The 12,750-nt window shown below is 73.1% G+C and carries 14 protein-coding genes; 7 read left to right on the top strand and 7 right to left on the bottom strand.

Annotation, left to right across the window (positions count from 1 at the left end; genetic code table 11):
• Nucleotides 1–66: 66 nt before the first annotated feature.
• The 4 genes from DB033_RS19600 to DB033_RS19585 all read left to right on the top strand — a co-directional run bounded on the left by DB033_RS19600 (nt 67) and on the right by DB033_RS19585 (nt 4,080).
• A complete protein-coding gene (locus tag DB033_RS19600) occupies nt 67–1,128 on the top strand; it encodes a vWA domain-containing protein (protein ID WP_205844055.1) in 1,062 nt (353 codons plus the stop codon).
• Nucleotides 1,129–1,466: 338 nt separating this feature from the next.
• Nucleotides 1,467–2,657 (top strand): protein phosphatase 2C domain-containing protein, encoded by a 1,191-nt coding sequence (locus DB033_RS19595; protein WP_111768642.1) that lies wholly within the window; start codon nt 1,467–1,469, stop codon nt 2,655–2,657.
• The gene (locus DB033_RS19590) at nt 2,654–3,778 is read left to right on the top strand and encodes a protein kinase domain-containing protein (protein WP_111768641.1); all 1,125 of its coding nucleotides are present in this window, start codon (nt 2,654–2,656) and stop codon (nt 3,776–3,778) included. The genes DB033_RS19595 and DB033_RS19590 overlap by 4 nt, the downstream gene beginning before the upstream one ends.
• Entirely contained in the window at nt 3,775–4,080 is a 306-nt protein-coding gene (locus tag DB033_RS19585) for a hypothetical protein (RefSeq protein ID WP_111768640.1), read from the top strand. The genes DB033_RS19590 and DB033_RS19585 overlap by 4 nt, the downstream gene beginning before the upstream one ends.
• Before the next feature lie 110 nt (nt 4,081–4,190).
• On the opposite strand, the gene DB033_RS19580 is transcribed toward DB033_RS19585, so the two are convergent.
• Both DB033_RS19580 and DB033_RS19575 read right to left on the bottom strand, forming a co-directional pair.
• Nucleotides 4,191–4,754 (bottom strand): AAA family ATPase, encoded by a 564-nt coding sequence (locus DB033_RS19580; RefSeq protein WP_205844054.1) that lies wholly within the window; start codon nt 4,752–4,754, stop codon nt 4,191–4,193.
• A 149-nt stretch (nt 4,755–4,903) separates the two neighbouring features.
• A complete protein-coding gene (locus DB033_RS19575) occupies nt 4,904–5,866 on the bottom strand; it encodes an SDR family NAD(P)-dependent oxidoreductase (RefSeq protein WP_111768639.1) in 963 nt (320 codons plus the stop codon).
• A gap of 40 nt (nt 5,867–5,906) precedes the next feature.
• Here DB033_RS19575 and DB033_RS19570 point away from each other — a divergent pair, with 40 nt between their 5' ends.
• Nucleotides 5,907–6,479: a TetR/AcrR family transcriptional regulator gene (locus DB033_RS19570; protein WP_111768638.1), complete on the top strand. Its 573-nt coding sequence runs from the start codon at nt 5,907–5,909 to the stop codon at nt 6,477–6,479.
• A gap of 39 nt (nt 6,480–6,518) precedes the next feature.
• Here DB033_RS19570 and DB033_RS19565 read toward each other — a convergent pair whose 3' ends face one another.
• A complete protein-coding gene (locus DB033_RS19565; RefSeq protein WP_111768637.1) occupies nt 6,519–6,836 on the bottom strand; it encodes a nuclear transport factor 2 family protein in 318 nt (105 codons plus the stop codon).
• A 48-nt stretch (nt 6,837–6,884) separates the two neighbouring features.
• Between DB033_RS19565 and DB033_RS19560 the strand changes: the two genes are divergently transcribed.
• Nucleotides 6,885–7,727: a MerR family transcriptional regulator gene (locus tag DB033_RS19560; RefSeq protein WP_111768636.1), complete on the top strand. Its 843-nt coding sequence runs from the start codon at nt 6,885–6,887 to the stop codon at nt 7,725–7,727.
• Nucleotides 7,720–7,917 carry a hypothetical protein gene (locus tag DB033_RS20850; protein ID WP_157970814.1) on the top strand — a complete coding sequence of 66 codons (198 nt, stop codon included), beginning with the start codon at nt 7,720–7,722 and terminating at the stop codon, nt 7,915–7,917. The genes DB033_RS19560 and DB033_RS20850 overlap by 8 nt, the downstream gene beginning before the upstream one ends.
• Nucleotides 7,918–7,966: 49 nt before the next feature.
• Here the strand turns inward: DB033_RS20850 and DB033_RS19555 are convergent, their stop codons facing one another.
• From DB033_RS19555 to DB033_RS21545, 4 genes are all read right to left on the bottom strand, one after another.
• On the bottom strand, nt 7,967–8,212 hold the full coding sequence (locus DB033_RS19555) for a hypothetical protein (protein ID WP_111768635.1): 246 nt from the start codon (nt 8,210–8,212) through the stop codon (nt 7,967–7,969).
• Nucleotides 8,213–8,884: a ribose 5-phosphate isomerase A gene (gene rpiA / locus DB033_RS19550; RefSeq protein WP_111768634.1), complete on the bottom strand. Its 672-nt coding sequence runs from the start codon at nt 8,882–8,884 to the stop codon at nt 8,213–8,215.
• A gap of 87 nt (nt 8,885–8,971) precedes the next feature.
• Nucleotides 8,972–10,537, bottom strand: a complete 1,566-nt coding sequence (locus tag DB033_RS19545; protein WP_111768633.1) for an AMP-binding protein — start codon at nt 10,535–10,537, stop codon at nt 8,972–8,974.
• Nucleotides 10,537–12,525 carry an alpha-ketoacid dehydrogenase subunit alpha/beta gene (locus tag DB033_RS21545; protein ID WP_240615990.1) on the bottom strand — a complete coding sequence of 663 codons (1,989 nt, stop codon included), beginning with the start codon at nt 12,523–12,525 and terminating at the stop codon, nt 10,537–10,539. The genes DB033_RS19545 and DB033_RS21545 overlap by 1 nt, the downstream gene beginning before the upstream one ends.
• Nucleotides 12,526–12,750: the final 225 nt, after the last annotated feature.

The following is a 12,750-nucleotide window of genomic DNA, read 5'->3' as shown; positions in this document are numbered from 1 at the left end:
GGGGTAAGGCCCCGGGAGAAGGCCGGTTCGCCCGGCGCGTGACGCCCACACATCGGAGACCTGTCCGTGACTGACCAACGAACCCCCGAGCCGTCCCCCGAAACGGGCCTGAGCAGCGACGATGCCGCGACCGAGCCGACCACCGCGACGGCCGGAACCGACCCGGGCCACCCGGCCGGAACCGCCCCGGACGACCCGGCCGGGACCGACTTCGGCGACGTGGCCAGGACCGACCTGGGTGACCCGACCGGGACCGCCGTCGCGGACCAGCCGTCCGTCGGCGTCGCGGATCCCGCGTCCGGGACATCATCGGAGGGCTCCGGTGACGGCGCCGGGTCGGACGCCACGCCACCCCCGCTGACGCAGGGACCGCCTCCGGCGGCCGATCCGGGAACCGCCGCCACAAACCCGGCCGCGTCGGCCGCCCCGGCCGGCCGGTCGATGGCGACACCGGCCGCCCGGAGTCTGAGCTACGCGGTGGACATCGTGTTCTGCATCGACGTGACGGGCAGCATGAACCCGGTGCTGGACGCGGTGAAGACCAACGCCCTGAGGTTCTACGACGACGTGCAGACGAACCTGACCGACAAGGGCAAGCACGTCGACCAGCTGCGGGTGCGCGTCGTGGCGTTCCGCGACTTCTCGGTCAACACCGACAACGCGCTCATCGAGTCCGCGTTCTTCGGGTTGCCGGCCGAGCAGATCTTCTTCGACCAGTTCGTCAACGGACTGGTCGCCGAGGGCGGCGGGGACGCTCCGGAATCGGGGCTGGAGGCCGTGGCGCTGGCCATCACCTCCCCGTGGACCTCGGCGGGCGACCGCCGGCGCCAGGTGATCGTGGTGTGGACCGATCAGCCGGCGCATCCGCTGGACCGGTCGGTCCTGCCGCCCGACCTCGCGGGATCGGTGCCCGCCGACTTCGATGCGCTGACCGATCTGTGGGAGGACGCCCAGGGGCTCCTCGGGCCGAGCAGCAAGCGGCTCATCCTGTTCGCTCCGGACGGACCGGGTTGGAGCGACATCTCGGCCAACTGGGAGAACGTCGTGCACCACCCGTCGCAGGCCGGCGGTGGGCTGTCGGAGGTCGACTACGGCACCATCATCGACAGCATCGGCAACTCGGTGTGACCAGCGAGGTCCCGCCGCGCGACGCCCTCCCCGAACACGGCCCACCCGTGCGGCTGATCGACCCGGTGCCGGAGCCGGTGCCCGCGACGACCGCCCCCGAGGTGACCGCTGCCCCACAAGCGACGGTCGCCCTCGAAGGAACGGCCGCTGCAGAAGGGGCCGTCGCCCCTGAAGGGACGGCTGCTGCAGAAGGGGCCGTCGCCCCTGAGGCAATTGCTGCCCCGGACGTGACGGCTGCCGCCGAGGTGACGGCCGCCGCTGGAGGGACGGACCCCGCCGACGGTACGGCCGCTTCCGCGCCCGCGGCATCCGCTCCGGCGGCCACTGATCCCGGCGCGATGTCCGACGAGCCGCCCGCGACCGCTTCGGTGGTGGAGCGGGACTCCGACGGCGACGGATCCGCCCTCCGGCCCGATGGTGCCGCCGATGACGCGCACACCGACGACGTCGCCGGGACGGGCCGGGCGCCGGCGTTCCCGGTCACCGCCGACGGCACCGCGCCGGCCGACACCGTCGGTTTCGGCTTCAACCTGCACCGGGTCCTCGGTCAGGGCGAGGACGCGGACCCCCTGCTGCGTCGCGCGCGCGACCTCGTGGTCGTCGGCGTCTTCGACGGGATGGGCGGCGCCGGCGGCACCGTCTACGAGACCCCCGACGGCCCCCGGACCGGCGCGTACCTCGCGTCCCGGGTCGTCCGCGACGTGGTCGACCGCTCTCTGGACGACATCGTTTCCGGTGGTGGCGATCTCGACGGGCCCGGAGTGGCCGACCAGCTGCACGCCGCGATCGGCGCAGCCCTGAAGGAGACCCTCGCCGCGCTGCACGCACCCCGGTCCGCGCTGCGGTCCCGGTTGATCCGGGCGCTGCCGACCACGATGGCCGTGGCGGTCGTCAGGCGCCGCGCACCGGACTCGACCCGGTGGGACGGTCAGCTGTTCTGGGCGGGTGACTCCCGCGTCTACCTGCTGGAGCCGGCCCGGGGAGCCGCCCAACTGACCCCCGACGACCTCCGCGACCCCTCGGACGCGATGGCCAACCTGCGTGCCGATTCGGTGCTGAGCAACGCCATCTCGGCCGACGTGCCGTTCGTCGTGCACTCCCGGCGGGTCGACCTGACCGCTCCCTTCCTGCTGGTGGCCGCCACCGACGGAGCCTTCGGATACCTGCCGTCACCGATGCACTTCGAGCACCTGCTGCTCACCACCCTGCGGACCTCCGAGGACGTCGAGGACTGGTCGGTCGCGGTGCAACGGCAGATCGCCGCCGTGACCGGCGACGACGCCGCCCTCGCGGTGGTCGCGGTCGGCGCCGACCACACCGCGCTGCGCGACCTGTTCGCTGCACGCGGTCACGCGGTGGAGAACGACCACGTGCGCCCCCTCGACGCCGCGTCGATGGACCTGCGACGACTGGAGCTGGAGTTGGAGATCCTGCGCAACCGGCACGCCGAGTTGTCCGCCGAGCTGTGGTCGGCCTACCGGGGCGACTACGAGCGTCACCTGTCCGAGGCCCCGGCGGAGGAATCATGACCGTCGGTGACGTCATCGGCGGCTACACGCTGACCGAGGAGTTCCGCGTCGTCGGGGCCGGCCTCAGCGAGTGGACCTTCGCCGAGCGCGGTGGGCGAGAGTACTTCCTGAAGCGCTTCCTGAGCCCGACCTATCCCGACGACGACGCCCCGGGCGGTCCTCGCACCAAGGCGCGCAAGCGCTCCCGGTGTGCGGCCTTCGAGGCACACCACCGGGGCATCATGGCCGCCCTCGGTCCGGTGACCCGGTACGGCGGCAACCTGGTGGCGACCCTGGACTTCTTCCGGCACGGAGCGAAGTACTACAAGGTGACGGAGAAGATCGACGTCGCCGGGCTGGACGTCGCCCAGGTGGCGGCGCTGGACTTCCCGACCCGGTTGGTGCTGCTCAAGACCGTCGCCCACAGCCTGAAGATCCTGCACGACCTCGAGATCGTGCACAGCGACCTCAAGCCGGGCAACGTCCTCGTCAAGCGGACCGAACGCGGACACACCACCAAGCTCATCGACTTCGACAACTCCTACGTGCAGGGGAGTCCGCCGCCGGCCGACGAGATCGTCGGCACCATGAACTACTACTCGCCCGAGCTCGTCCGCTACATCCAGGGTGACGCCGACGGCGCTGCGCTGACGACCGCGTCGGACGTGTTCGCGCTGGGACTGATCTACGCCGAGTACCTCACCGGCGCGCTGCCGGCGTTCGACCCGGTCGATCGCGCTGCCGGGGTCGCCGTGCTCAACGGGACCACGTTGCGTCTGCAGCCCTCCCGGGCGCCGTCGTGGGCGGTGGAGCTGGTCGAGCGCATGATGGTCGCCGATCCCGCCGCCCGGCCGTCCATCGCCGACGTGCACGCCGCCCTGATGCGGGGCGCGTCGCCGCCGCCACCCACGACCGGCAGGCCGGTCGAACGGCCGACGCCGGCGGCGGCGCTGGCCGCCACCCGGTCGGCCGACACCCCCGGCGCGACAACGGGTTCGGCGCTACGCGGCCGTGGTCTCCGGGTCGCCGGCGGTCGACCCCGGCCGGTCGGTCACCCCGCGCCTGCGGGCGGTCAATCGTCTCCGACCGGTGGCCTCGTCGGCAGGCTCGTCAGCAGGATGACCAGGAGAGGTGACGGATGAGCGCACTCTGGCGCTGCGGCGTCTGCGAGACCGTGAACGACGGCGGCCGGACCTGCGTGGCCTGCGGCGCGGACCTCACCCGCCGGTCGGCGGTGACCACCGCGGTCCGGGCCCGGGTGACCCCACCGGCGCCCACCCTGCCCGTGCCCGCCCCGGTACCCGAGCCGGTGCGTCGGGCTGTCAACCGCGAGCCCGTCCCCGCGGAGGAATGGGAGGAGTACGAGGCGGAGAGCGACCTCCGGTTCGTGCCCCTGCCCGGAGGTTGCCTCGTCATCGGCGGTGGCGGCCGCGGCGGCTGGTGATCCGGACGCCCCGTCCGCGGTCGGCCGGGGCCGGTGCGGGCGGGTAGGCCGGTCATCCACCCGTCGACGCCGCGCGCCGATGACCCGGTCGTCCCGACGGACACATGGCCTCAGGGCAGGCGGGGGAGGGCGGTGTCCAGCCAGTGCTCGACCTGGCGTGTGGAGCGGAGCCGGACGACGGTCAGCTCCGGCCGCGTCGACGCCAGTGCCGGCACCCACCCGCGGTAGGCGTTCCGGGTGGCGATGGACCAGCGGAGGATGTGTTCGGGATCGGTGACGACGGTGCGCAACGGTGGCTCGACGTTGCCGTTCCACAGCGTCTCGCGGCGGAGGCGCCGTCGCAGCGTGCGCCGGACGAGACGTGGCAGGGTCACCGGCAGGAACGGGGGGTCGAGCCACACCAGCAGATCGGCGCGGGCGGCCAACAGTGGCCTGGCCGCCGGGTACAGCCATTCGGTCACCCAGCTGTCGGTTGCGGCCAGGGCGCGGACGTCGTCGAGGAACTGGGCGCGGGGCGTCCACCGCGGACCGTGGAACAGCGCGTCCAGTTCGACGTACGGGCGGTCGATCGCGGCCGAGATGCGCCTGGCCAGCGTGGATTTGCCGCAACCGGACACTCCGGCGACCAGCACGCGCCGCGGCGGGTGAGCCAGCCGTTCGTCGAAGCCGAGCACCGGATCACCCTAGCCCCGGACGCCGACGCCGGTGGTCGGCCGGGACCGTCGCCACCCGGTACGACGGTGGTCGAAGCGGACCGCTCCGGACCCGGACCGCTCCGGACCGGGATGTCCCGGCCCGGAGCGGTGAGGCTCGGATCGGTGCTTCAGGCGGCGCGCGCCGCGGCGATCAACCGCTCGCTGACCTCCCAGAGGCGCTGCGCGTCCTGCGGGTCCAGCGCGTGGGGGAGCACGCCGGTCAGGCCGTGCAGCGCCGGCACCACCTCGGCCTCCTGGCAGTCCTGGAAGTACCGGCCACCGGTGCCGGCGACCGACGGTGAGGTCGCGAGGAACACCGACGTCGCCGCTCCCTGCTCGGTCGACTTCATGTGGAACAGGCCGGCTTCCGCCGCGCCACGCGCCTGCTCCTCGGCGGCGGCACGTCGCTCGGCGCTCCAGTGTCGTTGCAGCGGGGTCCAGATCCCACCCGGGTCAAGCGAGTTCGCGGTGATCCCGTCGGCGGCCCACCGGCGGCTGGCCTCGACGGCGAACAGGGCGTCGGCCGTCTTGGACTGGCCGTAGGCCAGACCCGCGTCGTAGGGCCGGCGATCGAAGAACAGATCGTCGAAGACGACCGGCGAGGCGGCGTGACCGCTCGAGGACACCGCCACGATGCGGGCGTCACCCGCCGTGGCCAGTGCGTCGTGCAGTCCGAGAGCGAGCGCGAAATGACCGAGATGGTTCACGCCGAACTGGGTCTCGAAGCCTTGCGCGGTCCGCCCGTACGGGGTGTCCATCACCCCGGCGTTGTTCACCAGGATGTGCAGCGGCCCCCGCCAGGCCGCGGTGAACGCGTCGACGCTGGTCAGATCCGCGAGATCGAGCGGCGCCACGGCGATGTCGGTGCGGCCGCTGGTGGCGGCGATGTCGGCGGCCACGCGGTCGCCGGCGTCGGTGTCGCGCACGGCGAGGGTGACCTGGGCGCCGGCGTGGGCCAGGGCCCGAGCGGTCTCCACGCCGATACCGGACGACGCGCCGGTCACGACCGCCCGCCGTCCGGTCAGGTCGATGCCCTCGACGACCTGCAGGGCGGTGCTGTCGCTGTCGAAGTCACTGCTGATGCGTGTCATGCGGCCATAGTAACCAACTAGTTTGTTCTAGAGTAGGGGGATGGCGAGGGACGGCGCGGCGAGTCGGGTGCGGCTTTTGGCGGCGGCCGCGGTGGAGTTCGCCCAGCACGGCATCGTCGGCGCCCGGGTGGACCGCATCGCCGCGTCCTCCGGGGTGAACAAGGCGCAGATGTACGCCTGGTACGGCTCCAAGGACGGACTGTTCGACGCCGTGTTCGCCGCCCAGCTGCACGGCATCGTCGACGCGGTGCCGTTCGACGCCGACGACCTCCCGGGGTACGCCGTCCGCCTCTACGACTCCTACCTCCAGGCGCCGGAACTCGTCCGGCTGGCGAGCTGGAACCGCCTCGAGCGGATGCCCACCGGCGACCTGCTGGTCGGCCACGACGAGTTGTCCGAGCCCAAGTTCGCCGCGATCGCCCGGGCGCAGGCCGACGGTTCCATCCTGGCCGGTCTCCGTCCCGACGAGGTGTACTCGCTGGTCATCGCGCTCGCCGGGACCTGGTCGCCGGTCAGCGCCACCTTCACCGCCTCGGCCGCCGACAGCGAGGTCGACCACCAGCGGCGTCGGGCGGCGCTGCGGCTGGTCGTCGCGCGGGCGTTGGTGCCCTGACCCGACCCCCGGACGCCACGCCGACGGAGCGGTGCCTGGTCAGACGCCGATGGTCAACGACGTGATGCGGCCGGTGTGGTCGACGGCGAAGCGGAAGCGCAGCACCACCGGACTGCCGGGGAAGTCGCCACTGATGCGGACCCGCGCGGTGGTCCCGCCCTCCTCGGTGACGTCGAGGACGTCGGACCGGACGGGGACGGTGGCGCTGCGCCAGGCGCGGATGGCGTCGAGGCCGACGTGGGTGTGGCCGTCGTCGTGCACCACGGCGTCGGGGGCGAACAACGCGAGGTGGGCGTCGACGTCGTCCGCGGCGGCGCGTCGGAGGTAACGGTCGACGAAATCGGTGTGGGAGGTCATGCCGTCCACGGTGGTGTCTCCCGCCGGGGGAGGGTCAAGACTGTCCCCGTGGACACGTGGCTCACCATCGGACAGTTCTCGGCGATGACGCACCTGTCCATCAAGGCGCTGCGGCGTTACCACGACGGCGGGCTGCTGCAGCCGGCCGCCGTCGACGACCGCACCGGCTACCGGTACTACGACCCGGCGCAGATCACGACGGCCCAGACGATCCGCCGGCTCCGCGATCTGGACATGCCGCTGCCGGAGATCGCCGACCTGGTCGGCACCGTGGACGAGCGCCGCCGCCACGAGGTGCTCACCGCACACCTGCACCGCCTCGAGGATCGGCTCGCGCAGACGCAGAGCGCGGTGGCGACGCTGCGCCGGCTGCTGGCGCCCGACGACGTGGCGCCGGTGATCGAGCGCCGGGTGTCGCCGGCCGTGCCGGTCCTCGCCGTCACCGGTGTCGTCGACCAGACGGACGTGCCGACCTGGTACGCCGCCGCGATGACCGAACTCGACGAGGTGTTCGCCGCCGCCGGACGCGCTCCCGACGGGCCGCCGGGTGCGCTGATCGGCACGTCGCTGTTCACCGACGAACGCGGCGAAGTCACCGTGTTCCTGCCGGCCACCCCACCGCCCAACGGCGGGCGCACCCGGGCACGGACGCTGCCGGCGGCAGAGCTGGCGGTGACCGTCCACCACGGCGACCACGCCGACATCGACGTGACCTACGGACGGTTGGCCCGCTGGGCGCTCGATCACGGCCTGGACCCGTCCGGGCCGGTCCGGGAGACCTACCTCGTCGGACCCCGCGACACCCCCGACGCGCAACGGTGGCGCACCGAGATCGGCTGGCCGGTCACCCCGACGGCGCCCGGCCCGGGGTACGGTCCGACGCATGCCTGACCGACCGCGTGGATTCTGGACGTCCTGGCCGGTGTACGCCTTTCTCGCGGTGGCGTTCGCGCTGTGGGGCATCGTGAAACTGACGCGCGGCGACGACGGTGCGGACACCTTCTTCGGGATCGTGTACCTGGTCGTCGCGGTCGGCAACGCCGCCCGGGCGGTGGTCGCAGCGCGTCGTCCGACGGCCTGAACCGCGACGCGCGAGGGCCCGACGCGGGCGCGACCCCGGCCGGGCCACCTCAGCGGGTGAGTGCCACCACGGTGCACACCACGGCGGCGATCAGGGCGCCCGCACCGACGGCGCGCATGTACGTCGCGCCCCACCAGAACTGGTCGGTCGGACCTTCGGCCGGCACGTCCCAGCCCGCTCTGCGGCTGACCCGGCGGTTCCACCGTGACATCGGGCCGGCGAAGAACAGCAGTGGCACCCCGACGATGACGCCGCCGATGGCGAACCCCCACCAGGTGTCGGAGGTGTCCGACATCTACCGCAGCTTCCGGTGCTCGACCTCGGTACCCCGCGCCACCAGCACGTCGTGCACCAAATCCGGGGCGAAGATGCCGTGGGCGACGACCCCGGGGGTGGCGCCCAGCATCGCGGCCGTCCGGGCCGGGTCGGCGAGATCGGTGTGGAAATCCGCGATGACGCCGCCGTCCGGGGTCTCCGGGACGTCCCGCAGCACGGCGGTCCCCAACCGACGCAGGGTGGACGGCAGTCCGAAGGTCATCAGCTCGACGGGCACCGGCCAGGTCAGCGCCGGCACCGCCTTGGACGAATCGGCGATGACCACGAAGCGGTCGGCGGTCACCGCGACGATCTTCTCCCGGGTGTGTGCGGCCCCGCCGCCCTTGATCAGCCAGCCCTCGGGGGTGACCTCGTCGGCGCCGTCGATTGCGATGTCGAAACGGTCGATGGATCCGAATGTCTCGACCCGCAGTCCGAGGTTGCGGGCCGCGGACTCCGTGCGCGGTGACGTGGCCACGCACCGGACCGACAGGCCCCGCGCGGCGAGCGCGGGCAGCAGGTACGCCACGGTCGAACCGGTCCCGAGCCCGACGGTCATCCCGTCCTCCACCAGCTGCGCCCCGGCGACGCCGGCCGCGCGCTTCTCGACGTCGGCGGCACTGAGCCCGCTGAGGGTGGAGTCGCTCGTCATCGCAGTCCTTCTCCGTCGGCCGTGCCGCTGGTTCCGGCGTGAACGCGACTCAGTATGCCGGGCCGTGCCGTTCCGGGCGGCACGCGGTCACCGCAGCTCCAACCGCCCGTCGCGCACGGCGGCGGCGACCGCGGCGCGCAGCTGGAACTTCTGCACCTTGCCCGACACCGTCCGCGGCAGCTCGGACACCAGGTGCAGCGCCTCCGGGAACTTCTGCCGGGCCAGCCCCAGGCCGTCCAGGTGGGCGGCGAGCGCGCCGAGGGTGAGGTCACCGTCGGCCACGACCACCGCGCAGGCCTTCTCGCCCAGCCGCTCGTCGGCCATGGCGACCACGGCCACGTCGCGGACCGCGGGATGCGTGAGCAGCAGGTCCTCGACCTCCTTGGCGCTGATGTTCTCCCCGCCGCGGATGATCACGTCCTTCAGCCGCCCGACGATCGCGACCTCACCCGAGGCGCCGATCCGGGCGAGATCACCGGTGCGGAACCAACCGTCGTCGGTGAACGCGCCGACGTCGTCGGCCGGGTCGAGGTAGCCGACGAACAGCTCCGGGCCGGTGACCTCCAGCTCGCCGACGCCCGCGGTGCCGACAGGACCTCCCGCGACACGGGCGGCCGCGGCGCCGATCGGGCGACCCTCGGTCGACACCCGGGTGGCCGGGTCGTCGTCCGGGCGCACGATGCACAGCGTCGGCATCTCGGTGGAGCCGTAGGTGCGGGCCACCGTGGTGCCCATCGCCGCCTCTGCGGCGGTGACCAGCGCGGCCGGGATGTCGGCGCCCCCGCAGACGAACGTCCGCAGCGACGACCGGGTGCCACGGGCCCGGTGCACCTCGGTGAGGCCCCGCAGGAACGGCGTCGCCGACACGGTCATCGTGCAACCGTGGGTTTCGATGACGTCGACCGCACGGTCGGCGTCCCAGCGGGCCAGCAGGGCCACCGCGCCCCCGATGCCCAGCGGCATCAACACCCCGTAGAGCAGCCCGGTGATGTGTGTCAACGGTGACGGCATGAACACCGTGTCGCCGTCCAGCCCGCAGACGCCGGCGATCGACGCGGCCTCGTAGGCCAGCGTCCGGTGGGTGTGCAGGACGCCCTTGGGATGCCCGGTGGTCCCCGAGGTGTACATCAGCATCGCCACGGTGTCGAGATCCGCTGCGGCACAGACGTAGTCGTCCGTCGCGGCCGGGGCGTCGCGGTCGACGGGCAGCACCGCGGCGTGGTGACCGACGTCGGTCAGTGCGCCGGCCACCATCGCCGGGTAGTCGGTGTCGCCCCAGCTCCGCGGCACCACGACCGCCGCCGGCCGGGCCGAGCCGAGGATGCTGCGCAGTTCGTTGCCGCGGTAGATCGGGGTGACCGGATTGACCACCGCGCCCAGGCCCCAGACGGCGTACATCACCGCGACCGTCTCCCACCAGTTCGGCAGTTGCACGGTGACGACGTCACCGGCGCCGACACCGGCGTCGCGCAGCCGGCGTTGCACCGCGCCCGCCCGGGCGGCGACCTCGCGGTAGCCGAGTCGGCGGTCGCCGTCGATCACCAGGACATGGTCGGGACGGGACCCGACCGCATCGGCGAACAGCCGTTGCAGCGGACGGTCGAAGGCGGCTGCGGCCGGGTCGACCGGCCGCCGGCGGCTCGGCGTGATCATCAGTACGCCGCCGTCCGGCGGATCGCGTCGGCGATGTCGGCGTGCTGCGGCAGCCAGGCGCGCTCGAGGTTGGGCGCGTACGGGGCGGGGGAGAACCCCGCGCCGACCCGCAGCACCGGGGCGTCGAGCAACCAGAAGGCCTGCTCCACCACGGTCGCCACGATCTCCGCTCCCACCCCGAAGTCGGTGACCGCCTCCTGCACCACGACCAGACGCGAGGTCTTGGCCACCGAGGTCAGCACCGTCGCGCGGTCCAGCGGTGAGATCGTCCGCAGGTCGATCACCTCGGCGTCGACGCCTTCCGCCGCCAACGCCCCGGCCACCTCGAGGCACTCCACGGCCATCCGGGACCACGACACCACCGTCACCTGACTGCCGGGGCGGGTCACCTTCGCCCGGCCGATCGGGACGCGATGACCCGGGGACGGCGCGGGGGACCGCCGCCCGTACAGGTTGCGGTTCTCCAGGAACAGCACCGGGTTGGGGTCGTCGATGGCACTGCGCAGCAGACCGTAGGCGTCGGCGGCGTTGGACGGCATCACCACCGTCAGGCCCGGGATGTGCGCCAGCAGCGCCTCCAGGCTCTGGGAGTGCTGGCTGCCCGCCGACCGCCCGGCGCCGAACTGGGTCCGTACCACCAGTCCCATCGACGCCCGGCCGGCGGTCATGAACGGCAGCTTGGCCGCCTGGTTGAGCAACGCGTCGAAGGCGACCCCGAGGAAGTCCAGGTACATCAGCTCGACGACGGGCCGGCGGCCGGCCATCGCGGCGCCCACCGCCAGCCCGAGCACCGCCGACTCGGAGATGGGGGTGTCCAGCACCCGGTCCGGGAACCGTTCGTACAACCCGCGACTCACCGCGAACACCCCGCCCCCGGCGCCGACGTCGATCCCGGCCAGGAAGACCGTCGGGTCGTCGGCGAGCGCGTCACCGAGGGCGGCCCGGACCGACTCCAGGTACTTCGCCGGTGCGGCGTCGCCGGGGAGCTCGCTTTCCACCACATCGGGCCGGGCGGCGGTGACGTAGTCCCCGACCCCGTCGACGTCGGGCTCCGGATCGAGCCGGGCGGCGTCCGCGGCGGCCTGCACCTCGGCTGCCGCGTCGGCCTCCACGGCGTCGATCACGGCGGCGTCCACGCCCAGCGCCACGAGGCGTCGCCGGGCCACGGCCAGCGGGTCCCGGGCCAGACCGCTCTCCAGATGGGCGGGGTCGCGGTACTTCTGCTGGTCGCCCTCGTAGTGGCCGTGCCAGCGCGAGGTGTGCGCCTCCAGAACCACCGGTCCGTGCGCCCGCGCGTACCGCACCACCTGGGCGGTCCGGTCGGCCACCGCCCACACGTCGGTGCCGTCGACCTCGGCGTAGGGGACGCCGTAGCCGGCGGCGCGGACGGCCAGCGGCACGGGATGGCCGACGTCGGCCGCGGTGAACTCCGCGTAGCCGTTGTTCTCGCAGAAGAACACCACCGGCAACCGCCACAGGGCCGCGAGGTTCACCGCCTCGTGGAACATCCCCTGGGCCACCGCGCCGTCACCGAAGAAGGCGACGACGACGTCGTCGGTACCGGCCTGCCGGGACGCCAGCGCCGCGCCGACCGCGATGGGCAGGCCGGCCGCGACGATGCCGTTGGCGCCGAGGATCCCGAGTCCGGGGTCGGCGATGTGCATCGAGCCGCCGCGGCCCTGGACGGCGCCGGTGGCGCGGCCGAACAGCTCGGCGAACATCGGGCCGGGCGCCATGCCCTTGGCCAGGCAGTGCCCGTGGCCGCGGTGGTTGGAGGTGATGCGGTCCGAGCGTCGCAGCGGGGCGCAGGCGCCGACGGCGGACGCCTCCTGGCCGAGCGACACGTGCACGAACCCGGGGATCACGCCGTCCCGGTAGAGCTGGGACGTGAGCAGCTCGAACGAGCGGACCCGGCAGATCGCCCGGAACAGCGGCAGCAGGGCGTCGGGGTCGGCGGTCGGGACGTCGATGAGCTCTAGCGGGGGCACGTCCGGGCTCCTTCCGGCTGCGGCGGTGCAGGGATGAGAGGGCCATCGTGTCCAGTACGGCGCAACGCCGCAGGCACGAGTGGGTGGGGGCGGTACGGGACGGTTCACGGGGCCGGACGTCGTGACGGCAGGTGCGGCCGACGGAACCCGGGCGGGTGCGTCACCCTCACCCTCAACGCCGCCTACGTCCCTGTCAAGGCTCCACGGCAATCGTGAGCATCCCCT

Source organism: Nakamurella deserti (assembly GCF_003260015.1).
GTDB classification, from domain to species: domain Bacteria; phylum Actinomycetota; class Actinomycetes; order Mycobacteriales; family Nakamurellaceae; genus Nakamurella; species Nakamurella deserti.
Note: the sequence above shows the minus strand (reverse complement) of the source record. Positions and strands in the feature narration are given on the sequence as shown.